Origin of the sequence: Streptomyces sp. UW30 (assembly GCF_008042075.1) — a bacterium.
Lineage (GTDB): Bacteria > Actinomycetota > Actinomycetes > Streptomycetales > Streptomycetaceae > Streptomyces.
Genome location: NZ_RDBN01000033.1, coordinates 308953 through 331663, shown reverse-complemented (window position 1 = coordinate 331663; position 22711 = coordinate 308953). Strand labels below are relative to the sequence as shown.

Annotated in this window: 24 protein-coding genes; 10 read left to right on the top strand and 14 right to left on the bottom strand. The window is 72.2% G+C overall.

Features of this window, described 5'->3' with window-relative positions:
• The first annotated feature begins 140 nt into the window (after positions 1–140).
• The 7 genes from EAO75_RS16805 (at position 141) to EAO75_RS16775 (ending at position 6128) form a co-directional block, all read left to right on the top strand.
• Complete coding sequence (locus EAO75_RS16805; RefSeq protein ID WP_147995850.1) at positions 141–1220, top strand: ADP-ribosylglycohydrolase family protein; 1080 nt, start codon at positions 141–143, stop codon at positions 1218–1220.
• A gap of 68 nt (positions 1221–1288) precedes the next feature.
• On the top strand, positions 1289–1795 hold the full coding sequence (locus tag EAO75_RS16800; protein ID WP_147995849.1) for an NUDIX domain-containing protein: 507 nt from the start codon (positions 1289–1291) through the stop codon (positions 1793–1795).
• Between the two features lie 310 nt (positions 1796–2105).
• Positions 2106–2864 carry a hypothetical protein gene (locus EAO75_RS16795; protein ID WP_147995848.1) on the top strand — a complete coding sequence of 253 codons (759 nt, stop codon included), beginning with the start codon at positions 2106–2108 and terminating at the stop codon, positions 2862–2864.
• Positions 2865–2889: 25 nt separating this feature from the next.
• Complete coding sequence (locus EAO75_RS16790; RefSeq protein ID WP_147995847.1) at positions 2890–3645, top strand: hypothetical protein; 756 nt, start codon at positions 2890–2892, stop codon at positions 3643–3645.
• A complete protein-coding gene (locus EAO75_RS16785) occupies positions 3636–5009 on the top strand; it encodes a S8 family serine peptidase (RefSeq protein ID WP_147995846.1) in 1374 nt (457 codons plus the stop codon). The genes EAO75_RS16790 and EAO75_RS16785 overlap by 10 nt, the downstream gene beginning before the upstream one ends.
• Positions 5010–5016: 7 nt before the next feature.
• On the top strand, positions 5017–5289 hold the full coding sequence (locus EAO75_RS16780) for a hypothetical protein (RefSeq protein ID WP_147995845.1): 273 nt from the start codon (positions 5017–5019) through the stop codon (positions 5287–5289).
• An 86-nt stretch (positions 5290–5375) separates the two neighbouring features.
• A complete protein-coding gene (locus EAO75_RS16775; RefSeq protein ID WP_147995844.1) occupies positions 5376–6128 on the top strand; it encodes an SIR2 family NAD-dependent protein deacylase in 753 nt (250 codons plus the stop codon).
• Here the strand turns inward: EAO75_RS16775 and EAO75_RS16770 are convergent.
• From EAO75_RS16770 to EAO75_RS16755, 4 genes are all read right to left on the bottom strand, one after another.
• Positions 6125–7360 (bottom strand): cytochrome P450, encoded by a 1236-nt coding sequence (locus EAO75_RS16770; protein WP_147995843.1) that lies wholly within the window; start codon positions 7358–7360, stop codon positions 6125–6127. The genes EAO75_RS16775 and EAO75_RS16770 overlap by 4 nt on opposite strands.
• A 24-nt stretch (positions 7361–7384) precedes the next feature.
• Positions 7385–8809, bottom strand: a complete 1425-nt coding sequence (locus EAO75_RS16765; protein ID WP_187284468.1) for an NAD(P)/FAD-dependent oxidoreductase — start codon at positions 8807–8809, stop codon at positions 7385–7387.
• Positions 8766–8993, bottom strand: a complete 228-nt coding sequence (locus tag EAO75_RS16760) for a ferredoxin (RefSeq protein ID WP_147995841.1) — start codon at positions 8991–8993, stop codon at positions 8766–8768. The genes EAO75_RS16765 and EAO75_RS16760 overlap by 44 nt, the downstream gene beginning before the upstream one ends.
• A 108-nt stretch (positions 8994–9101) precedes the next feature.
• Positions 9102–9722: a hypothetical protein gene (locus tag EAO75_RS16755; protein WP_147995840.1), complete on the bottom strand. Its 621-nt coding sequence runs from the start codon at positions 9720–9722 to the stop codon at positions 9102–9104.
• A 187-nt stretch (positions 9723–9909) separates the two neighbouring features.
• Here EAO75_RS16755 and EAO75_RS16750 point away from each other — a divergent pair, with 187 nt between their 5' ends.
• The gene (locus EAO75_RS16750) at positions 9910–10290 is read left to right on the top strand and encodes a VOC family protein (RefSeq protein ID WP_147995839.1); all 381 of its coding nucleotides are present in this window, start codon (positions 9910–9912) and stop codon (positions 10288–10290) included.
• On the opposite strand, the gene EAO75_RS16745 is transcribed toward EAO75_RS16750, so the two are convergent.
• Both EAO75_RS16745 and EAO75_RS16740 read right to left on the bottom strand, forming a co-directional pair.
• On the bottom strand, positions 10287–10769 hold the full coding sequence (locus EAO75_RS16745) for a methylated-DNA--[protein]-cysteine S-methyltransferase (protein ID WP_147995838.1): 483 nt from the start codon (positions 10767–10769) through the stop codon (positions 10287–10289). The genes EAO75_RS16750 and EAO75_RS16745 overlap by 4 nt on opposite strands.
• Positions 10770–10778: 9 nt before the next feature.
• Positions 10779–12260 (bottom strand): DNA-3-methyladenine glycosylase 2 family protein, encoded by a 1482-nt coding sequence (locus EAO75_RS16740; protein ID WP_315987116.1) that lies wholly within the window; start codon positions 12258–12260, stop codon positions 10779–10781.
• Between the two features lie 168 nt (positions 12261–12428).
• On the opposite strand from EAO75_RS16740, the gene EAO75_RS16735 reads away from it, so the two are divergent.
• Complete coding sequence (locus EAO75_RS16735) at positions 12429–12791, top strand: ArsR/SmtB family transcription factor (RefSeq protein ID WP_147995837.1); 363 nt, start codon at positions 12429–12431, stop codon at positions 12789–12791.
• A 7-nt stretch (positions 12792–12798) separates the two neighbouring features.
• Here EAO75_RS16735 and EAO75_RS16730 read toward each other — a convergent pair whose 3' ends face one another.
• From EAO75_RS16730 to EAO75_RS16720, 3 genes are read right to left on the bottom strand one after another with little or no spacing between them, the layout of a single operon-like run.
• Positions 12799–13281 carry a hypothetical protein gene (locus EAO75_RS16730; protein WP_147995836.1) on the bottom strand — a complete coding sequence of 161 codons (483 nt, stop codon included), beginning with the start codon at positions 13279–13281 and terminating at the stop codon, positions 12799–12801.
• Positions 13282–13325: 44 nt separating this feature from the next.
• The gene (locus EAO75_RS16725; protein ID WP_147995835.1) at positions 13326–14855 is read right to left on the bottom strand and encodes an FAD-dependent monooxygenase; all 1530 of its coding nucleotides are present in this window, start codon (positions 14853–14855) and stop codon (positions 13326–13328) included.
• A 41-nt stretch (positions 14856–14896) separates the two neighbouring features.
• On the bottom strand, positions 14897–15604 hold the full coding sequence (locus tag EAO75_RS16720) for a hypothetical protein (protein ID WP_261989321.1): 708 nt from the start codon (positions 15602–15604) through the stop codon (positions 14897–14899).
• A 201-nt stretch (positions 15605–15805) separates the two neighbouring features.
• Here EAO75_RS16720 and EAO75_RS16715 point away from each other — a divergent pair, with 201 nt between their 5' ends.
• On the top strand, positions 15806–16771 hold the full coding sequence (locus tag EAO75_RS16715) for an alpha/beta fold hydrolase (RefSeq protein ID WP_147995834.1): 966 nt from the start codon (positions 15806–15808) through the stop codon (positions 16769–16771).
• Here EAO75_RS16715 and EAO75_RS16710 read toward each other — a convergent pair.
• The 5 genes from EAO75_RS16710 to EAO75_RS46690 form a co-directional block, all read right to left on the bottom strand.
• Positions 16768–17517 (bottom strand): phosphate ABC transporter ATP-binding protein, encoded by a 750-nt coding sequence (locus EAO75_RS16710; protein WP_261989331.1) that lies wholly within the window; start codon positions 17515–17517, stop codon positions 16768–16770. The genes EAO75_RS16715 and EAO75_RS16710 overlap by 4 nt on opposite strands.
• 136 nt (positions 17518–17653) lie before the next feature.
• Positions 17654–18595, bottom strand: a complete 942-nt coding sequence (locus EAO75_RS16705; protein WP_147995833.1) for a sortase — start codon at positions 18593–18595, stop codon at positions 17654–17656.
• Entirely contained in the window at positions 18592–19890 is a 1299-nt protein-coding gene (locus EAO75_RS16700; protein ID WP_147995832.1) for an Ig-like domain-containing protein, read from the bottom strand. The genes EAO75_RS16705 and EAO75_RS16700 overlap by 4 nt, the downstream gene beginning before the upstream one ends.
• A gap of 36 nt (positions 19891–19926) precedes the next feature.
• Complete coding sequence (locus EAO75_RS16695) at positions 19927–20835, bottom strand: hypothetical protein (protein ID WP_222723962.1); 909 nt, start codon at positions 20833–20835, stop codon at positions 19927–19929.
• Positions 20836–20915: 80 nt separating this feature from the next.
• Entirely contained in the window at positions 20916–22700 is a 1785-nt protein-coding gene (locus EAO75_RS46690; RefSeq protein ID WP_222723961.1) for a WxL protein peptidoglycan domain-containing protein, read from the bottom strand.
• Between the last annotated feature and the right edge of the window lie 11 nt (positions 22701–22711).

Here is a 22711-nt window from a genome sequence, read left to right as displayed (position 1 = left end):
CCGGGCCTCGCGCATGTCAAGGCCAGTCGCGCCGCTGCGACCATAACCGGAGGAGGCCTGCGGCGTCATGCGCTGACCGGACGTTGAGAACCTGCTGCGCCCTCCCTGTGCGGGCGCCCGGAATCGGGTAAACCGGTCCTATGACCCCTGTGGGCACTGAGCCAGAGCTCGCCGACCGCGTTCTCGGGGGCTGGCTCGGCCGGATCGCGGGCAACATGCTCGGCAAGCCGGTCGAGCAGGGCGACCTGTGGACGCGGGACCGTATCGACCGCTATCTGCGGCAGGCCGCCGCCCTGCCCCTCACCGACTATCTCCCCGAGCCGGCCAGCGAGGACGACGGCTTCGAGCTGCGTCCCGAGTGGCGCCAGTGCGTGCGCGGCCGGATCCACGGCAGCTGCCGGGACGACGACGTCGACTACGCGATCCTCGGCCTCGACCTGCTGGAGACCCACGGCTTCGGGTTCAGCACCGAGCAGGTCGGTGACCTGTGGCTGCTGCGGCTGCCGTATCTGCAGACCTTCACGGCGGAGCGGGCCGCGTACCGCAACCTCGCGAACGGTCTGAAACCGCCGCTCACCGCGACGTACGACAACCCCTACCAGGAGTGGATCGGCGCGCTCATCCGCGCCGACATCTACGGCTGGACCTGCCCCGGCGACCCGCGCCGCGCCGCCGCCCTCGCCCGCCGGGACGCCGTGCTGTCGCACACCGGCAACGGGGTGTACGGCGCGATGTGGGCGGCGGCGCTGGTCGCGGCGGCGTTCACGGCGTCCACGATCCGCGGAGCGGTCGACCAGGCGCTGACGGTGATCCCGGCGAGCAGTCGCCTCGCGCGCACCGTACGCCGTGTCGTCTCGCTCCACGACACCCGGATGACCTGGGAGGACACGCTCACCACGGTCGCCGAGGAGACCGCCGGGCTCGGCTGGATCCACACCATCCCGAACGCGGCCGTGCTCACCGCCGGGCTGCTGTACGGCGACGGCGACTTCACCCGCAGCATCACCCTCACCGTGCGCGGCGGCCTGGACACCGACTCCAACGGGGCGACGGCCGGTTCGGTGGCCGGTGTGCTGACCGGGGCCGAGGCGATTCCGGAGCAGTGGACCGTGCCGCTTCAGGACACGGTCCGCAGCGCGGTGTTCGGGTTCGACAGGGCGCGGATCAGCGAGCTGGCGGAGCGCACGGTACGGCTCGCGCAGGCGCAGGAGGAGGACTAGGGGGCGCGCTCGCGGTGGCCGAGCTCTGGGCAGAGGGCGTGGTTGCACGGGCTGGTTACGCTTCCCCAATGACCACCTCGCAAGACTTCGCCACGTACATCGCGGGTCTCCCCCGCGTACTCGCCGGTGCCGCCGCGCTGTTCCGGGACGCCGAGGGCCGGGTGCTGCTCGTGGAGCCCAACTACCGGGAGGGCTGGGCGCTTCCGGGCGGCACGATCGAGTCCGACGACGGCGAGACACCCCGCCAGGGCGCGCGCCGGGAGACGGTCGAGGAGATCGGCCTGGACCGGGAGCTGGGCGCGCTGCTCGCGGTGGACTGGGTGCACGGGCCGGGGCTGCCGCCGCTGGTGGCGTATCTGTACGACGGCGGGGTCCTCGGCGAGGACGACTTCAAGGCGATCCGGTTGCAGGAGGAGGAGCTGCTGTCCTGGCGGCTGGTCGCGCGCGAGGAGATCGTCGCGCATCTGCCGGACGCCCTGGGCCGGCGTGTCCTGGCAGCGCTGGACGTCCTCGCGGACGGCGGCGGGACGGTGGAGCTGGAGAACGGGCACCGGGTGAACTCCGGCGCCGTGTGAGCACGGATGGGCGTGCCGGGCGCCGTGGTGTTTCCGCTACGGGCGGGAGTGGCCGAAAGAAGCCGAGGAATGGCGGCCTCGACCGCCCGTGCGCCAAAAATGAATCCTTTCTCTTGACGCCTGCACAGCGGGGTTTAATATAGCCGTCACTGGCTTACGAAGAGGCGTTCTGCTTTTTTCGGAACGCACGGAGGCGGCGGACGGATCACGGCAAAATACGTGCACCGGTCAACGCCGCGCTCGCTCGTACCCCTGCTCCGGTCGGAGCATTTCGACACACGCCCTAGGAGGCGTTGTGACGTCATCGGACATGGAAGTCCAGGCAAAGCAGCGGATCGCGGACTCCCTTTCATTCATCGACAATCTGGAAATCACCGTTCCCGAACTGCGCTACGTGCCGCCGGGAATGGCTCTCCAGGAAGAGGAGTCGGCGGCCGTGGTGGCCGGCAGCGTGGTGGCCTTCACCGACGGGCTGAACGGGCGGCAGAAATCCGACGTCCTCAACTCCACGCTGCTGGCGCAGCTCGCGGCGAACAAGAAGTTCGACCGCGACGAGGACCCGATCAACTGGTACAAGTTCTACCGCTCGGTGCTCGAACAGGTCGGCTGGGTCGTGCCCTCCTTCTCATTCGCCCGGCTGTCGGTGGCCGGCTCCCGGTTCACCGTGGACCGTGCGGTGATCGCCCTGCTCCAGGTCATCGCGACGCCCGGTGAGATCGGCGTGGCCAAGGCCGCCATCGAGGCGCTGCGCAAGCTGCCGGAACGCGACCGCCGTGTCGTGCTGTTCGAGAGCAACGCGCACAGCGACACCTTCGGCAACTTCCAGATCTCGACCTGCGGAGTCTCGCAGGGCGACACCGTGGTCATGAAGATCGGCGCCTTCCACTTCAAGACCACGGAGCGCGTGACCCGTGTGCTGTTCTTCAGCTTCCCGCGGTCGAGTACGCAGATGCAGCAGGCCCGTCAGACGCTGACGCTCAACGAGGACGTGTACGACCAGGTCCGCGAGGCCGTCATCCGGAAGCTCGGCGACGCCGCGAACAAGTCCATCGACGAGCTGGAGATCTAGCGCCGGCAGCGCCGGGAGGGCCGAGATGAACGAATCCGAGCGCCCGGGCCGGGTGAACCTGGCCGGCTGGGACCTGGGGCCCGAGCCGGGCGGTGCGCCGACGCCGCCCGTCCTGCGCGGTGACGGCGGCGCCGTCGACGCCGGAAGCCTCGTCGTCTTCACCGCTGCCGTGTCCGAGGAACATCGCACGGACGTCGTTCACTCGGCTCTTCTGGCGCAGTTGGTGGCCGACCGCAAACACGACCGGCACAAGGATGCCGAGGCCTGGTATCCGGTGTACGGGGACACGCTCGAAAGAATCGGCTGGGTCGTGAAGGAGCATTCCGGGTTCGGTGTCTACCGGCCGCGCCGGATTCCCTGTCCGGTGGAAACGGTGGTGCTGGACACGCTCGGACCGGCGTCCGACGAGAAAAGCAGGGAACTGGTCGCCGCGGTGTGGAAATCCCTGGCTGCCCTGCCGGACGACGATCGGGCGGCCGTGATATTCGAGGAGAACGGAAAGGCGCGTACCGCCGGGAATTTCCAGGTCATCGTCGTGGACGAGACGGCGGGCGATGTAGTCGTACGCCTCGGACGATTTCGTTTCCGCTCCGACCGTGATGTCCCGGCGCTGAGAAAAGCGAAATTCTCGGCCCGCAGCACGGTCCAGCGCGGCACCCAGATACTGCATCTCAATGAGCAGGTGTACGCACCGCTGCGCGACGACATCACCGCGAAACTTGCCTCACGGGTGGACGCCTTTGTCCGGCCGGTTCACATACAGGGGGAATCATGCGAGTAATGGTTCAGTTGCGGCCCGAGCGCGATGTCGTCGCGGCCGTAGTCGATCCCGGGACCCCCACCCCGCGGGCCGCCGAGGTGGCCGGCGAGGTTCCCGGGCTGGTGCTGGATCCGGCGTTCGTACCGGTTGCGATGCCCCGGCCGCGCCCCGCGGAGCCCGGCGGCGATCCGCTGTCGCTGGACCAGCCCCTCGTGTTCTCCCTGGCCCCCGAGGATGCGAGTGTGCTGGTCCGCGGCGAGATCCAGGACCGTGACCTGGCCGGCCGGCTGGCCCTGCTCGCCGCCGCGCGGCCCGACATCGTGGGCATCTCCTCCGATCCGGTGATCGCGACGAACCCCGTCTGCGGCGGCACTCCCCCCGTGGGCGACTCCGACGACGTCCGTCGCACGCTCACCGACCCGCTCACCCAAGAGGGCCTCGACGGGCGGGGCGTCGCGCTCGCCGTCGTCGACACCGGCATCAACGCCGCGCACGTCAGCAGCGCGCTGGGCGGCGCGGACGTCTCGGTCAAGGAGGAGCTCAGCTGGAAACCCGCCGGCGTCGACGGTGACTTCGGGCGGTTCCCGGTGCATCACGGCACGATGTGCGCCTACGACGCGCTGATCGTCGCCGAGCGGGCGGACCTGCTGGACCTGCCCGTGCTGCTGTCCCGGCGGCCGGGCGCGACGGCCCTGGAGGGCCTGCTGTCCGACGCGGTCGCCGCCTTCGCGCATCTGCGGTCCCTGCTGGAGGCCGTTCCGCGTGCGCAACGCGCGGCGCTCGTCGTCAGCAACAGCTGGGGTTCGTTCAGCCCGGCCTGGGACTTCCCGCCCGGGCATCCCGGCAACTACTCCGACAACCGCGCCCACCCCTTCAACCTGGCCGTGTCCGCGCTGGAGGAGGCCGGCGCCGACATCCTGTTCGCCGCGGGGAACTGCGGACGGGACTGTCCCGACGGCCGGTGCGCCTTCCCGAACCGGCCCATCACCGGGGCCAACTCGCATCCCCGGGTGCTCTCGGTGGCCGGCGTCGACGTGCACGGGAAGCGGGTCGGCTACTCCTCCCAGGGCCCGGGCCGGCTCACCTCGCGCAAGCCCGACCTGGCCGCCTGCACCCACTTCTCCGGCTCGGAGGCGTTCGGCGCGGGCAGCCCCGACTCGGGGACGTCGGCCGCCTGCCCGGTCGCGGCGGGCGTCGTCGCGGCGGTGCGCACCCGGCTGACGCCCCGGCAGCTCTCCCCCGCCGGGATGCGCACCCTGCTGCGGCGTACCGCCAATGACGCGGGAGTGGCCGGGTTCGACCACGACTACGGGTACGGCATCATCAGCACCACGTCGATCGTGGACGCACTGCGCCGACGCGCCAAGAACGGCGCCCGCGTCTAGGAGACCCATGGCTGCCGAGAGCCCCACCGTCCTTGTCAGCGTGACGCTCTGGCCGGGCGCCACGCTGCGGGACGCCGTGCGTCGGCTGCGGCTGGCGGACGACGAGGTGGACGCGGCGTACGGACTGGTCTGCGTGGATCCGGCGCGCCAGGTGTATGTCCTGCTGGTCACGGAGAGCGCCGGGGAACGGATCAGGGGGACTCCCGGGGGCGGCGGACCGTACGCCAATCCCCGTATCGAGACCTTCGGCCCGCCGCAGCCGGACGACGACGAAGGCTGACCGGGGCCGATGAGGGTGCCGTGGTGGCGGAGGCCGCTCGGATATCCGTTCGCCGCCGCCACCGCGGCCGTCCTACGCTCGGTGCCATGACCAAGCCGCCCCTCGTCGCCCTCCTCAGCGGCGCCGGTATCAGCACGGACTCCGGGATCCCCGACTACCGCGGGCCGAACGGGCTGTGGCGCCGGGACCCGGAGGCCGAGAAGCTCGTGACGTACGAGTACTACATGGGCGATCCGGAGATCCGGCGCCGCTCGTGGCAGATGCGGCGGGGGAACCGCGCGCTCAGGGCCGAGCCGAACTCCGCGCACCGGGCGGTGGCCGAGCTGGAGCGGTCCGGGGTGCCTGTGCGGGTGATCACGCAGAACGTGGACGGGCTGCACCAGCTCGCCGGGTTGCCCGCCCGCAAGGTGCTCGAACTGCACGGCAGCGCACGCAGTGTGGTGTGCACGAAGTGCCATGCGCGCGGCCCGATGGAGGACGCCCTGGCCCGGGTCGAGGCCGGTGAGCCGGATCCGCCGTGCCTGGAGTGCGGCGGGATCCTGAAGTCGGCGACGGTCATGTTCGGCGAGCGGCTCGACCCGGTGGTCCTCGGCGAGGCGGTCGCCATCACCAAGGCCTGCCAGGTGTTCATCGCCGTCGGCACCAGCCTCCAGGTGCAGCCCGCCGCCGGCCTCGCGGGCATCGCCGCCGACCACGGCGCCCGGCTCGTCATCGTCAACGCGGAGCCGACACCGTACGACGAACTCGCCGACGAGGTGGTGCGCGAGCCCATCGGTTCGGCGCTGCCGAAGCTGTTGAGCGAGCTCGGCACGAAGAGCGGCCAGGTGGAGCGCGGTTAGGGGCGGATCCCGTCGCAACCGATGTGCAGATGCCGGGGCCCGCGCAGCACGGCGTTCTGCCGGTACGGCGGCGGGTCCTGAAGCAGTCGTGGGTTCTCCAGCCTGCGGGCCAGCTCCGCCAGGGCGAACTGGGCCTCCAGCCGGGCGAGCGGTGCGCCGAAGCAGCTGTGGATGCCGCTGCCGAGGCCGAGGTGCTGGATGTCGGGGCGGTCGGGGTCGAAGCGGTCCGGGTCCGTGAAGCGCCGGGGGTCGCGGTTGCCCGACGCGAGGACCAGCCAGATGGGGGCGCCCTTGGGGATGGTGACCCCGCGGACCTCGATGTCGGCGAGGGGGATGCGCTGCGGCAGCAGTTGCACCGGCGGCTCGAAACGCAGCAGTTCCTCGACGATGGGCACGGCCAGCCGTGGATCGCTGCGCAGCCGCTGCAGGACGTCGGGATTGCGCAGCAGGGTCAGCATGCCGTTGGTGATGAGGTTGACCGTGGTCTCGTGACCCGCGATCAGCAGCAGCGCCGCGGTGCTCAGCAGTTCCATCGTCGACATCGGGCCGTCCTCGCCCTTGGCCGTCGCCAGCTGGGAGAGCATGTCGTCGCCGGGGTTCTTGCGGCGCTCCTCGATCAGGCCGGCCAGGTACATGCCGAGCTGCATTCGGGCGTCGTGGGCGCCCTTGCTGCGCGCGGCTGAATCCGCGTCCGGGTTGGGATCCAGGCTCGCGGCGAGGGTGTCCGCCCAGATGTGGAAGCGCGCCTCGTCGTCGCGCGGCACGCCGAGCAGCCGGCAGATCACCGTCACCGGGAACGGGTACGAGAACTGGTCCACCAGGTCGATCCGGGCCGGGTCGCCGATGCCGTCGATGAGGCCGGCGACGATGTCGTGGAGTTCCGGGCGCATCCCGTCGACGCGGTGGGGGGAGTGCGGCGGGCCGAAGGGCCGGTTCGTCATCCGGCGCAGCCGGTCGTGTTCCGGCGGGTCGAGCTTCAGGAAGCCCGGCGGCAGGGCGCCCTCCTCATGGGGCGCCTCGGCCAGCGGGTCGGCGGTGTTCGAGGCCAGGTTGCGGGCGTCGGAGCTGATCCGGGGATCGTGCAGCAGGCTGCGGATCTCGTAGTAGGTGCCGACGATGTACGGGCCGTCGGCCTCGTGGTGGACCGGCGTCCTGCGCAGCTCTTCGTAGATCGGGTACGGGTCGGCCCGGTTGGCGGGGTCCAGGATGCGGTGCAGCAGGGATTGCGTCATGGCAGGTCCTCGTGGCCGTGCGGGTCAGTGCGCGGGGATGAACGTCGTCCGGCGGTCGGCCGGCGAGTATCCGCTGAGGGTCACGGTGGGCCCGTGGGTGGGTACCGAGGGGTCGGGGAAGTCCGCGTCGACCGGCCGCTGTCCGTCCTGGTGCCGGTCGACCGTGGCGAACGGCGGCGGGAACGGCGCGTTGGTCTGGATCAGCTCCTGGTAGAACGGCAGCCACCGGCCGTGGTCGAAGGCGACGGCGCCGATGACGCGCCCCTGGTACCCGTAGACGCCGATGAACCGGCGGCTGGCGAGTGAGCCCTGGGAGATGAGGATCTCGGTCCCCATCGACGGCACTCCCACCGACTTGATGTTGACTCCGAACTGCGCGGACCAGAAGGCCGGCACTTCCATGTGGGGTACGCGGTCGATGCTCTCGCTGACCATGTTGTGCGCGGCGATCCCGGCCTGGGCGACGGCGTTGCCCCAGTGCTCCAGGGCCAGGAACTGGTAGCCGAACAGGGGGTGCGGGCAGCGGGCGACGTCGCCCGCCGCGTAGATGTCGTCGGTGACGATTCCGCGGATGTCGAAGGCGCGGCAGCCGGCGTCGCAGGCGATGCCGCGGGGGCCGGCCCCGAGTCCGGACCCGGCGAGCCATCCGGTGTTGCGGGTGGAGCCGAGCGAGACGATCACCACGTCGGTCTCCACGGTGGAGCCGTCGGACAGCTGCGCGGCGCGCACCCGTCCCGAGGCGTCGCCCTCCAGGGCGGTCACCATGACCCCGCACCGCAGGTCCACCCCGTGCTCGCGCTGCATCTCGGCCGAGACCGCTCCGACGACGCCGCCGAGGGCGCCGGCCAGGGGCGCCGCGGCGCGCTCGGCGACGGTGACGCGCAGTCCGCGTTCGCGGCAGGCGGAGGCGATCTCGGAGCCGGTGAACCCGGCCCCGATGACGAGGACCCGCTTGGGCCGTGCGTCGAGCCGCCGGGCGAGCGCGGCGCTGTCGTCGCGGGTCCGCAGGCCGAAGACGCCGTCGAGTTCGGCCTCGGCCTCGTGCGGCCACGGTCGCGCGCTGACCCCGGTGGCGATCAGCAGCCGGTCGTACGGCACCTCGTCGCCGTCGGCCAGCCGTACCCGCCGGGCGGCCATGTCCAGGCCGGTGGCCGCGACGCCGAGCCGCCAGGTCGCGTCGACGGACCGGAGCCTGGGCAGTGCGGTGCGCTCGGCGCTCGCCCTGCCGAGCAGCACCTGCTTGGACAGCGGGGGTCGGTCGTACGGTTCGTGGGGCTCGTCGCCGATCATGGTCAGTGACCCGGCGAAGCCCTTGGCCCGCAGGGTCTCGGCGGCCCGCAGTCCGGCCAGCGAGGCGCCGACGACGACGATGCGGCCCTCGCCCCGGAGCCGTTCCAGGGATCCGTCACGGGGCACCGGACACCGCCTCGGCCGGTACGTCCACGGCATCGACGAGGATGGCCTGGACGGGGCAGGCCGCGGCGGCCCGGGCCAGCTGCTCGCGCTGTGTCTCGTCGACCTCGGGGTCGTACAGCAGGGCCTCCTCGCCGTGCATGGCGAAGACCTCGGGGGCGAGGAACGCGCACTGCGCATACCCCTGGCATCGGTTCAGATCGACGGCAATCCTTACCACGGGATCGGTCCTCTCCGACGGCCCGGTGAGCCCTCTGCGACCACTCTCGGCGGCAGGAGGGGTCGCGGCGACGAGGGGGAGACCGTTCGAGTGAGCGCGACGGCCGTATCAGGCCGAAGCCGCGGGCCGCCGACCCCACAGGATGTTCACGCTGATGACCAGCGCCCAGGCCGGGAAGACCAGTTCGGACCAGGGCACGTCCGATCCGACCACGAGCAGTGTCAGGCCGGCCAGATAGCCGAGGACGACGAGCGGGCGCGGGAGGGCGCCGAGCCGGCGGCCGATCGTGGAGGTCGTGATGATGAACACCGCCGCCATCCGCATGGCGTACGTGGTCAGCAGGGCGTAGGCGAAGTCGCGGCCGAAATCGGAGGTCTGCCGGCTCTCGCCGAGCACGGTCCCGGCCGCCGCGGCAGCGCCGAACAGAGTGGCCACGAAGACCAGGCCGCTGCCCAGGAACACGGTGGAGACGAACCGGTCCTCGCCCTCGCCGGCCTGCTCGCGCAGGGCGCCCATGAACCACAGGAACGCGATCCCCGCGAACGGGAGGAGCTCCAGCGCCGCCTGCACGGCACTGCGCTGTCCGGAGTCGAGTGTGTCGTCGCCGCCGGCGCCGCTGGGCAGAGCGATGCGCACCAGGACGATCGCCGCGGCCATCAGGATCGCGAACACCACCCCGGCCACCCCGGCGGCCCGGGGTGTCGACAGGCCCTTGCGCTCTCGCTCCATGGTCTCCCGCTCTCTGCCTGGTCCTCCTTCGTACAGACACCGGCGATCGCGTGGCGCGCGCCACCGGGGTCAGTCACTCGGGAGGAAGACGGCGGTGCGCCATCCGGAGGCGGGTGCAGGCTGATGGCGTACGAGTATGGGTGCGCAAGCTGCTGCGCGGGCGCGGCGCGTGGCACAGAATGTGATCATGACCTCTGCGATACGCCATGTGACGATCGACTCCGCCGACGCCTACCGCCTGGCCGTCTTCTGGTCCCAGGTGCTCGGTCTGCACGTGCACGAGGACGACGAGCCGGGGGCCGAGGATGTGCTGATCGAGGGGGCGGGGCTGTTGTTCGTCACCGTCCCCGAGCCCAAGACCGTCAAGAACCGCGTGCACCTGGACCTTCAGCCGCAGGACCGCACCCGGGACGAGGAGGTCGAGCGGGTCCTCGCCCTCGGCGCCACCCTGGTCGACGACCGCCGCAACCCGGACGGCACGGGCTGGGCGGTGCTCGCCGACCCGGAGGGCAACGAGTTCTGTGTGGAGCGCGGTGCGGCGGAGCGGGCCGGCGGGCCGGGGGCCTAGAACAGGGCGGTCCCGCTCTCGAAGTCCAGCAGCCGCTGCTTGCGGTCCAGGCCGCCGCCGTAGCCGGTGAGGCCGCCGCCCGCGCCGACGACGCGGTGGCAGGGGACGATGATGCCGATCGGGTTCTTGCCGTTGGCGAGGCCGACCGCGCGGGAGGCGCCGGAGTTGCCGAGGGCGTCGGCGAGTTGGCCGTAGGAGCGGGTCTCGCCGTACGGGATCCGGCGCAGCTGGTCCCAGACCCGGCGCTGGAACTCGCTGCCGTTCAGCCGCAGTTCGAGGGTGAACTCCTTCAACTCGCCCGCGAAGTACGCCTCCAGCTCGTCGATCGCCGCGCCGAACGGCGTCTCGTCCCGCTCGCCGAAGTTCTCCTCGGGTGGGCGGTGGCGTTGGCCGGTCATGTAGAGGCCGCACAGGACGCCGTCCTCGGCGACCAGGGTGAGCGGGCCGTACGGGCTGTCGATCACGGTGTGCTGTTTCACTGGTTTTCCTTACACGGGGAGGAAGTTGATCGGGTGGCTGTCCGTCGCCCACAGGTACTGGACGGCGTACGCCCGCCAGGGGCGCCAGGCGGCCGCCCGGGCCGTGAAGGCCGCGGGAGTGGACGGCAGGCCCAGCTCCTGTGCGGCACGGCGGATACCGAGGTCGGTGGGGAGGAAGGCGTCGGGGTCGCCGAGGGCGCGCATCGCGATGACGTCGACCGTCCAGGGTCCGAAGCCGGGGAGGGCGAGGAGCCTGGCCCGAGTCTGCGGCCAGTCGCTCTCGGGGCCCAAGTGCACGTCACCGTCGGCCAGTTGACGTACCAGCGTCGTGAACGTCGTACGGCGGGTCCGCGGCATCGCCAGTGACTCCGGGTCCACGCGGGCCAGCGCCTCGGGGGACGGGAAGAGGTGGGTGAGAGCGCCCTCGGGGTCGTCGACCCGCTCGCCGTGGGCGGTGACCAGGCGGGCCGCGTGGGTGCGGGCCGCCGCTGTGGAGACCTGCTGGCCGAGTACGGCCCGGACGGCGAACTCGGCCTCGTCGACCGTGCGCGGCACCCGGCGGCCGGGCGCCTTGTCGACCAGGGGCGCGAGCAGCGGGTCCGTGCGCAACTGGTCGTCGATCGCGACCGGATCGGCGTCCAGGTCGAGCATCCGGCGGCACCGGCTGATCGCCACGGTCAGATCGCGCAGGTCGCCGAGGGTGAGGCGGCAGGCGATGTGGTCCGGCTGCGGGGTCAGCGTCACGATGCCGTGGCCGTACGGCAGCCTGAGCGTGCGCCGGTAGGCGCCGTCCCGCCACTCCTCGACGCCGGGTACGGCGGTCGCCGCGAGGTGCCCGAAGAGGTTGTCGGGGTTGAGGGGGGCGCGGAACGGCAGGCGCAGGGTGAGGGCGCCGGTGGTGGTCCCCGGGTTGGCGCGGGGTGCGCGGGTGCGCAGGTCGCTCGGTGAGAGGGCGAAGACCTCGCGGACGGTGTCGTTGAAGGTGCGGATGGAGGCGAACCCGGCCGCGAAGGCGACGTCCGCCATGGGCAGCGGCGTCGTCTCGATGAGGAGGCGGGCCGCCTGGGCGCGCTGGGCGCGGGCCAGGGCCAGCGGGCCTGCGCCCAGTTCGGCGAGGAGCTGGCGTTCGATCTGCCGGGTGCTGTAGCCGAGCCGGGCGGCGAGGCCGGGCACGCCCTCGCGGTCCACGACGCCATCGGCGATCAGCCGCATCGCGCGGGCCACGAGGTCGGCGCGCTGGTTCCACTCCGGGGAACCGGGGCTGGTGTCCGGGCGGCAGCGCTTGCAGGCCCGGAACCCGGCCTGCTGGCAGGCGGCAGCGCTCGGGAAGAACCGCATGTTCTCCGGCTTGGGCGGGACCACCGGGCAGCTGGGCCGGCAGTAGATCCCGGTCGTGACGACCGCCGTGAAGAACCATCCGTCGAAGCGGGCATCCTTGGACTGAACGGCGCGCACGCAGCGCTCCGTGTCGATGTGCATCCCCTTCTGCATACGTCCAGCATCGGCCACCGGGGCGGCGAGGGCTGGCGAGAATCCGACATCGACCTCGCCTGTCCTGGGAGGTGCCGGATCACATCAGGGGAAGCGCGCCAGGAGGAGCACACCAGGACGCATGAAGAATCATTCATACGTTCCTGTGCGGTGGGTAAGATACCCCTCATGGGTCATGGAGCCGTCACCGCCGCGCAGGACGCCCCCGAGCGCGTACGCCTGGACGCGGCCAACGCGGCCAAGGTGGCCACCACCCTCCAGGCCCTGTCCACCCCCTCCCGCCTGCTGATCCTGGCGCGGCTGCGCGAGGGGCCGCTGCCGGCCACGGAGTTGGCGGCCGAGGTGGGCATGGAGCAGTCCGCCTGCTCGCACCAGCTGCGGCTGCTGCGCAATCTGGGCCTGGTGGTCGGCGAGCGGCGCGGCCGGTCGGTGGTGTACGCCCTGCACGACCACCATGTCGCCGAGCTGCTCGATCAGGCCGTGTACCACGTGGAGCATCTGCGGCTGGGCATCAGCGACACGGCCGAGTGAGCCCGCGTCACGACGCGCTCGGGCCCGGAGCCGGACCCACGCCCCGCAACTGCTGGATGTTTCCGCCCAGTTGGGGACGGAGCTGCTCCAGCAGCCCCGGTTTGGCGCTGACCACCCAGCGGGTGCCGACGAGGTATTTGCCGCCGTAGACGGCCGCCGCGTCCAGCCAGGTCAGCTTGTACTTCTCCGCAGGGAACGTCGTGATCAGGTAGTCGCCCTTCTTCGTGTGGCAGACCCCCTCGCGCAGCTCGTCCGCCTCGGTGCGGATCTTGACCTTGCACCCGGTCAGGTCGGCGATCACCTCGACCTTCGCAGGTGCCACGACCCCGGCCACGCTGGCGGCGACGTTCGACGGGCTGCTCTGCGCGGAGGTCCCCTCCTGATCGCCGGCGCCGCACGCGGTGGCGGTGAGCAGGAGAATCAGGACACCGGCCGCCGCGACGCGACCGGTGCCCCCGCCGCCGCCTCTGTTTCCTCGCTGAAACTGCACGAAGAGTGGTACGGATCAACGCCCGCGGCCGTTCACCGCGCGCCTCACGTGGGCTCGGCCGGCAGCCAGCGCTCGACGTAGGCGCGCAGCCCGCCCAGTTCGGCGCCGCGCGTGACGTAGCCGACGTGGCCGTCGGGTCGCAGAAGTCCCTGGGCGACGTCCGGCCAGGGGCTCCGGTCGCCCAGGCGGTGCACGGTGATCAGGTCGGCCCGGCCCGCCAGCACCGGGGCGAGTCGCTCGTCCGGCCACAGGTGCGCCGGGCCGGTCAGGAGCAGATGCCAGCCGGGGGCGGCGACCTGGGCCTGGAGCCCGCGGGGCAGGTCGGGCAGCCGGTCCCCGGCACGGGGGCCGCGGCGGGGTGATCGTGTGCCCGTGGTCGAGGCGGGACTGCGGCGGTAGTGGATGCCCAGCTCGGAGACGGTACGGAAGACCCAGCGCCGGGGCGCCGTCGCATGCCTGACCAGCGGGGCGAGGTGGGGCACCAGCCGGGCGCGGGCGAAGCGCAGGACGGGGTTCGGGCTGGTGCCGATGACGAAGGCACGGTCGGTGAACCGCCGTACGTCACGACCGACCGGCGCCCGCTCGGCTCCGTACGTCTCCAGCAGCTCCTCGGGCGCGGCGCCCCGGCACACCAGGGCCAGCTTCCAGCCCAGGTTGAGGGCGTCCTGGATGCCGGTGTTCATGCCCTGGGCCCCGGCCGGGCTGTGGATGTGGGCGGCGTCGCCGGCCAGGAAGAAGGGGCCGCAGCGGTAGTGGGCGGCGCCGCGGTTGTGGAGGCGGAAGTCCGTCATCCAGACGGGGTCCCGCAGGACCAGCCCGCGCGCGCCGTACCGTTCGGCGATCCCCTGCAGCAGCGGCAGGGTCACCTTGCTGTCGGGGACGTCGGACGGCCGCATCGCGAGCATGCGCCAAGGGGCGGGCGACCCGAGCGGGAAGAAGAACAGCATCCCGGCCCCGGTCATGTACGAGTGCACGGCGCCCGGCTCCAGCCCGTCCACCTCCAGGTCGGCGAGCAGGTACGTCTGCGGATAGGCGTACCCCTCGAAGCCGATGCCCGCCCGGGCGCGCACCGTGCTGTGGGCGCCGTCGCAGCCCACGACGTAGCGTGCCGTCACGGTCTCCTCGGCGCCGTCCCGGCCGCGCAGCCGGCATACGACGAGCGGACCCTGACGCTCCAGCCCGACGACCTCGGTGCCGCGCTCGATCGCCACGTCCCGAGCGGCCAGGTGCTCACCGAGCACGCGCTCCGTCTCGGCCTGGGCGAGGAACAGCAGGAAGGGGTACGGCGTGTCGGTCGCCCCGATGTCGAAGAGCGGCACCGACACCGTGCGCCGGGCCAGGTGCAGCCGCAGCCGCATCGCTGTGTTGCCCCGGTCCACGAGCTCCTCGGTCACCCCGAACCCCGCGAGCGCCTCCAGGGTGCGGGGCTGGATGCCGAGGGCCCGGGACTCGCGTACGCGGTCCAGGGAGCGGTCGACGATACGGAACCGGGTTCCGTAGGTACGCAGTTGAGCGGCGAGCGCGAGCCCGGTGGGCCCGGCGCCCACGACCAGCACGTCCAGCGGTGGCGTCATGGGTCAACGGTAGACAGCCCCGCCCGGCTGCCCTGCTCCTGTCACCGCACGCTCACGTCGATCAGCAGATGGGCCCGGGCGGTGGCGAGCAGTTGCTTCTGGGCCGCCAGCCTCTCGCGGGTGGCGACGGTGTCGAAGAGCAGCTGGTAGACCTGGCCGGCCTTGCCCGCGACGAACACCTCGACGCGTTTGCGGGGTGCGGACTGGTCGGTGTAGTGGTAGTCGATCTCCAGCAGGAGGGCTTCCTTGCCGTTCTGCCGGGTGGGGTGGGTGGCGACTTTCAGGTCCGCCATCGAGGACTTCTGCGGGTCGCGGTACCACTGAAGCTGTCCGGCGACGGCGGCCTTCGGCGTCGGCCCGTACGAGGAGTCCCGCTTGAGGCTCATGGCGTGCTCCTCGTCCGGGGAGCTCCAGTTGCTCTGGATGGCGCTGTCGATGTCCTTGGTCCAGTCGTCGGGGAGTGCGAAGGAAGCCCTGAGATCCGGTGCACCGACGCGACGCCAGCCGCTCGGGACCGCGATGGACGGGGACACCTCCGGTGTGGCCGACGCGGCAGGTGTGGCCGAGGTGGCCGGTGCCGCCGCTGCGCCGTCGGGCACGGGCCGGCCCGGCGACGATCCCCCGATGAGCGGCACCCCGAACAACGCCAGCAGGAGGCCGACGACCGCAGTGGCCGCCGAGACCAACGCGGCGATCTCCCCCGCACTCAACCGCCGTCTCGACCGCGTCCCGTCCCCCGCACCGCTCACGCCGTTCTCCTCCCCCGTGTCGCCTGCCGCGCTCGGCCGAGGAGCGCGACAACGCCTCGCTGCCGCCGGGCACCCGACCGTGTCTCGGGAGTTTTCCCAGGAATCAGCCCAACTCGCGTCGATAGTCGGCCAGTTGTCGTGGCTTCCGCCGCCGTGAACCTGCCCGGTTGCCCGGACATCACGGCACGTACGCTCGTCCCCATGGTTGAGCATCGGATGGTTGACGTGAACGGCGTTCGGCTGCACATCGCCGAACAGGGCGACGGACCCCTGGTGGTGCTCCTGCACGGCTTCCCCGAGTCATGGCACTCCTGGCACCACCAGTTCGGCCCGCTGGCCGACGCGGGGTTCCGGGTGGTCGCCCCCGACCAGCGCGGATACGGACGCAGCGACCGCCCCGACGCCGTCGACGCGTACACGATCCTGCATCTGGTCGGTGACGTCGTCGGCCTCATCCAGGCCCTGGGCGAGCAGAAGGCGTACGTCGTCGGCCACGACTGGGGCGCGCCGGTCGCCTGGCACACGGCCCTGCTGCGGCCGGACGTGGTGCGCGGTGTGGCCGGGCTGAGCGTGCCGCCGCCGCTGCGGGGTATCCATCCGCCGCTGGCCTCCATGGAGGAGCGGTTCGGCGGCCGGTTCTACTGGAACTACTTCGCCCGCCCGGGTGTCGCGGACGCCGAGTTCGCGAAGGACACGCGCACCACGCTGCGGAAGTTCTTCTACTCGGCCTCGGGCGACGCTCCCCACGCGGGCGAGCTCAGGCAGCCGTTGGTCGACCCCGAGCGCGGCTGGCTCGCGGACATGCCGGACCCCGAGGTGCTGCCGGACTGGTTCACCGAGGCCGACCTCGACGCGCTCACCGAGAGCTTCTCCCAGGGCTTCACCGGCGCCCTCAACTGGTACCGCAACCTCGACCGCAACTGGGAGCTGACCGCGCCCTGGCACGGCGCCGTCGTCACCCCGCCCGCCCTGTACATCTACGGCGACCGCGACCTGGTCCCGGCGTTCCCCGGCACGCCCGAGTTCATCGAGCGGCTCCCCGCCCTGATGCCCAACCTGTGGCGCGAGCCGGTCAAGTTGGCGGGCTGCGGACACTGGACCCAGCAGGAACGGCCCGCCGAGGTGAACGCGGCGCTCGTCGATTTCCTCACCCGGAGCCCGTCCTAGCCGAAGCGGCCCTCCACGTAGTCCGCGGTGCGGGGGTCCGACGGGGTCGAGAACATCGCCGGGGTGGGGCCGTGCTCGACGATGGCGCCGGGGGTGTTCTGCTCGGCCAGGAAGAAGGCGCACTGGTCGGAGACGCGGGCGGCCTGCTGCATGTTGTGGGTGACGATCACGATGGTGACCTCGTGCGCCAGCTCGCGGATCGTCTCCTCGATCCGGCGGGTGGAGGTGGGGTCGAGCGCCGAGCAGGGCTCGTCCATGAGCAGGACCTTGGGGCGTACCGCGAGCGAACGGGCGATGCACAGGCGCTGCTGCTGGCCGCCCGAGAGCGCGCCGCCGGGCTGGCGCAGCCGGTCGCGGACCTCCCGCCACAGGCCCGCCTTGGTCAGGCACTCCTCCACCAGGTCGTCCCTCGCGTCCCCGTTCATACGGGTGCCGGTGAGCTTCAGGCCGGACGTGACGTTGTCGTAGATCGACATCGCCGGGAAGGGGTTCGGCTTCTGGAACACCATGCCGATCGTCCGTCGCGCATCGGTCAGCCGCTGCCCGGCGGCGTAGACGTCCTGGCCGTCGACGAGGACCTCACCGGCCAGTGAGGCGGTCGGGACGAGTTCGTGCATGCGGTTGAGGATGCGCAGGAACGTCGACTTTCCGCAGCCGGACGGGCCGATGAGGGCCGTGACCCGGCCGGCCGGCATGGTCAGGGACACACGGTCGAGGACCTTGTGGTCGCCGAACCAGGCCGAGATCCGGCGGGCCTGGAGCGTCGCGCCGCTCCCGTCGGTCGCCCGGACCGGCGGGAGGGTCAGCGTGGTGTCGGTCTGGGTGCTCTGGTCGGTCACGGCTAGTCCTTCATCGACGTCGATCGGCTTCGGCAACGGGTGGTCACAGCAGATTCGGCAGGAGCAGCAGCGTCTGGTCGGCGACCGCGAGGCCGAGCGCGCCGAGCAGCGGGACGCCGACGACCCAGGTGTGCCGCCTGCCCCAGCGGGCGCGCGCCCAGGCGAGGGCCGCGGCGGCCAGGGTGAGTCCCTGTCCCCACAGCACCAGCGGCAGCCAGGCCGACTGCTGGGTGGCCATCGGCTTCTCCTCCTGCGGCAGCGCGCCGGGGGCGACGGAGGAGGCGGGCGTGGGCTGGGCGGCCGACACCAGGTCGGCGTCCACGCGCAGGATGCCCCGGGGCATGAAGGGCGTGCCGTCGGCGGTGATCAGCGTCAGCCGCCCCTTGCCCTGCGCGGGCACCGCCGGCTGGGGGTCGCCCGCCCGGCGCGGTCCGATGACCCGGTAGGTGTGCTTGCCCTGCCCGGTGGTCACGGTGATGGTGTCGCCCGTGCTGAGCTCGCCCAGCCGCCGGAAGGGTCCGCCGTAGGTCGCCTGGCGGCCCATGACGACGCTGACTCCCCACTGGCCGGGCAGGGGCGTGTCCCTGCGGTGGCCGGGTCCGTGGGACAGGTCGGCGGCGGTGGTGCCCTCGCGGACCACCTCGCGCACCCCGAGCTCGGGGATCGCCAGGATCGCCACGGGCTCACCGGCCTCGGCCGCCCGGCCGCCGCCCACGGACTGCCCGACCGGGGCGGTCCCGTTGGCGAGGGCGGCACGGAAGGCGGCGTAGTCGACCTGCCGGTCCCGGGCTTGGCGCAGGTCGCTGACCAGTCCTGCGTCGGCGACGAAGCCGAGGAGCAGCGCGGCCAGGATGCTCAACGCGGCGCTGGTGATACGCAGTCCGGGACCGGCGGTCGGGCGTGCGGGCCGCGCCCGGCCGGGCCCGGGAGCCGACACGGGGTCGGCTGCCACGGGCCCGGCAGGGGCGATGACGGGTGCCGTCATCCGATCCTCACCGCGGCGGAGGTGGCGGTGCCGTTGGCGAACCCGGCGCGCTTGGCCGTGACGGTCAGCGAGAGCAGGTGGCCGCGGTCGGCGCGGGTGGGGGTGTACGTCGAGCGGGTGGCGCCGGTGATCGTCCGGCCGTCGCGCTTCCAGACGTAGCTGTACGACTGGGCGGCGGGGGTCCAGGTGCCGGGCTTGGCGGTCTGCTTGTAGCCGACCTTGCGGGTGCCGGTGAACGACGGCTTGGTGCCGTTCTTCAGGGCGGGGCCGAGCGCCACGGTCACGGACGGGCTGGTCGAGGTCGTGCTGCCGGTGCTGTTGGTGGCCTTCGCCCGGCAGGCGATCTTGTGGGCGTGGTCGGCGGCGCCGAGTGCGCGGGTGCGCCCGGTCGCGCCGCTGAGCACCGCGCCGTCCCGCAGCCAGGAGTACGCCACGGAGCTCGCGCCGCTGAACGACACCGAGCAGGTCACCGTGGAGCCGACCCGGACGGTGCCGGTCACCTTCGCCGCCGAGACGATCGCCGGGGGCTTGATCTTGACCGTGTAGGAGAGCGACGCGGAGGTCGAGCCGCCGTACACCGCCGGGTCGGCCGGGGTGAACTGGGCCCCCAGCGCGTGGGTGCCGACGGCCAGGGCGCTGGTGGTCAGTGTGGCCACGCCGCCGGAGACGGTGACGGGGCTGCCGAGCTGGGTCGTGCCGTCGAGGAAGCGGACCGTGCCGGTCGCGGCGGCCGGGGAGACGGTCGCCGTCAGCTTCACGGACGTGCCCTGGACGACGGGGCTCACCGGGCTCGCCGCGAGCTTCGTGGTCGTGGCGGTGACGGGCGCGGTGTTCTGGTAGGCGGTGTTGGAGGTGAACCAGATCGGCGCGGTGAAGTCGCCGTGGACGGCAGAGCCGAACGCGCCGCGGCAGGTGAGCGTGAAGTCGTAGCGGCCCTGGAGGGTGGTGAACCCGGCGGTGCTCGCGTAGTTGCGCATCGTGTCGGACAGCGGCACGACGATGCCGCCGTTCGGGGCGGTCGCGTACGTGCTGATCGGCGAGTTGCCCACGACGATCTGGCCGTCGGCCGGGAAGCCCGCGCCCTTCACGCCGACGATGAGGTTGGTCGCGGGCTCCGGGCACGGCGCGGCCGTGGTCAGGGTGATGCCGCTGGTGTCCGTGCCGGTGGCCGGGGACACCTCCATCGAACCGAGGACGTCGGCCTCGGCGCCGGCGCCGGCGAGGACGAGTGCCCCGGCGGCCAGCGCGGTGACGAGGGTGGCCGCCAGGGGGCGGCGTACGGCCTTGACCTGCATGGTGTGTCGTCTCTTCCTGTGGTGTCCGGGCACGGATCAGGCGTTCGGGGTGTCGAGGGTGGGGAAGTCCTCGCGCGGGCGGGCCCGGCGGACGACGACGATGCCCGCGAGCACCAGCGCGGCGGACAGGGCACCGAGCACGCCCGCGTTGACGCCGGTGGCCGCCATGGAGCCGCCGCCGCTGCCCGAACCTCCGCCGGACGCACCGCCGTTGACCTCGGTGGCGATGTCCTGCGAGCCACCGCCCGTGGTGCCGCCGTCGGTGGTGCCGCCGTCGGCTGCCGCGGTGTCCGTCGGGGCGGCGGTGTCCGTGGGCAGTGCGGTGTCGGTGGGAAGGGCCGTGTCGGTCGGCGACCCGGTGTCCGTGGGTGTGTCGGTCGGCGTGGCCGTGTCCGTCGGGGTGCCCGTGTCGGTCGGGGTCGCGGTGGTGGTGTCCGTGGGCGTCGGGGTGTTGCCGGGTCCGGCCGGGTCGGTGTTCTGGTAGGCGGTGTTGGAGGTGAACCAGATCGACGCGGTGAAGTCGCGCAGGCTCGTGCCGTTGAAGGCGGTGCGGCAGGTGAGGGTGAATTCGTAGCGGCCCTGGAGGGTGGTGAACCCGGCGGTGCTCGCGTAGTTGCGCATCGTGTCGGACAGCGGCACGACGATGCCGCCCTCCGGCGTGGTGCCGTAGGTCGCGATCGGGGAGTTGCCGACGACGTTCTGGCCGTCGGCCGGGAAGCCCGCGCCCTTCACGTCCATGATCACGTTCGTCGCCTCGGCCGGGCAGGCCGCCGAGGTGGTCAGGCTCATGCCTTCGGTGTCCGTGCCGGTCGCGGGGGTCACGGACATGGCGGCGGGGGCCTCGGCGGCCGACGCCTGCACGACGGTGGCGGCGGTGACGAGCAGCCCGGCCGTGCCGCAGGCGGCGACGACCGAACCGACGCGGACCGCGGCCGTCCTGGACATCCGGAGTGTGCGGGGTGTGTGGGACACGGGGTTTCTCTCCCTGGGCAGTTGATTCGGTCGGTACGTGGTGTGGAGCGCGGTCACTCGCTCCGGGCCCGGCGGCCGCGCACCCAGAGGGCGACGCCCGTCGCGAGGGCCAGCAGGCAGACGCCGAATCCGGTCACGGACCAGGCGGTGAGCGCGGAGTCGGTCTCCTGGGCGACGGCTGCCTGAGCTCCGTTCGCCGGTACGGGTACGGCGTCGGGCGCGCCGGTGCCGCCCTGTTCGGTCGGCGCCTGTACGGGAAGTCCCTGCGAGGACTGCCCGGACTGTCCCGGTGCCGTCGGTGCGGTCCCGCCCGCAGTCACCGGGCTCGATGCGGCCGCCTTGGGCAGTGCGACCTCGGTGCCGTCCCGGTAGGCGCTCTTCTGCACGAACCGCAGCGATCCCCTGAAGTCCCGCAGACCGGTCGCCTCGAAGGGCCCCTTGAGGCAGCTGACCGTGAAGGTGTAGGTGCCGCTCAGGCTGGTGAATCCGGCGGTGCTGGCGTAGTCCCGCATGGTGTACGTCAGCGGGATGCTCGGCCCGGCTCCCGGCACCTTCCCGTACGTGGTGAGCGGCGCGTTGCCGACGACGATCTGGCCGCCGCGCGGGAAGCCCGCCCCGGTGACCCGGGCGATGACGTTGGTGGTCTTCGCGGGGCAGGGCGCTTCGGCGGTGAGGGTGATGGGCTGGGTGTCGCTGCCCTTCGCCGGGGTGACCGCGAGCTTCCCCGTGTCCGCCGCCCGCGCGTCCACCGGCGTGCCCCCGACGACGGCTCCGGCGGCGAGCAGCGTCGCCGCCGCCAGGCCGACGGCCTGCTTCGGGCGGGACGCGGAACGCACGGGCACGCTGTCGGTCCTACGGCGCCTACGACGACGTATCAGAACGAAGGTGACGGCCGCGGCGAGCACGAGCAGCAGGGTCAGGAACGCCCAGGGCACGGCGGTGAACGCCTCGGTGCGGGTGACGCGGGGCAAGAGGCGGTGCTGGACGTCGCCGCGGACCGGCTCGGGGTCGATGGTGACGGACGTCGTGCCCCGGAAGGCGGGCAGGACGCCGGTGGCCTTCGCCGTGACGGCCACGGAGTCGCCCGGCAGCAGTTCGGGGAGGTCCCGGAGCTTCGCCACCTCGGCGGTGCCGCCCAACCCGTCGCGGACGCCGACCGTCTGATGGGCCGCCAGCCGGACGTTGCCGGTGTTGCGGACGGTGTACGTCACGGTCGCGGTGCCCGTGCCGAAGGGGTTGGCGGTGCCGTCGTAGACGGTGCGCAGGTCCTCGACGGCGAGGCGGGGCGTGAAGGCGCCGGCCACCCGGAGGTAGACGCGTGCGCCGACCCGCTGGTCGAGGGCGACCTTGTTGCCCTTCTTGTCGGCGCCTGCGGCCGAGAGCGAGGCGACGATGCCGCCGGTGTGGTCGCCGGGGGTCGCCTTCGCCGGGACGGTCAGGGTGAAGGGGACGATGGCGCGGGAGCGGGCGGGGACCTTGACCTCGTTCTTGCGGAGCTTGATCCAGGAGCCGACGTCGGTCGGCCTGTGCTTGGCCGCGAACAGGTCGAAGCCGCCGTCGGCGGTGGTGAGGGCGTCCTGTGCGTACACCCTCAACGTCAGTGGCTTCTTGCCGTAGTTGAAGACGGCGATGTGGTCCTTGACGACGGCGCCCGGGGTGGCGCCGTAGGAGAAGTTCGGCCGGGCGTCGGGCTTCTTCGCGGCTGAGGGCTGGACACCGAACGTCGTGCGCCCGGAGCTCCCCCGTCCCCCGTCGGCCGACGCGTTCGTGGCCGGGAGGACGGCGAGGAGGCAGGCGGCCAGGACGGCGGCGATGCGGCGGGCCGATGTCGTGATCATGTCGGGGTCGT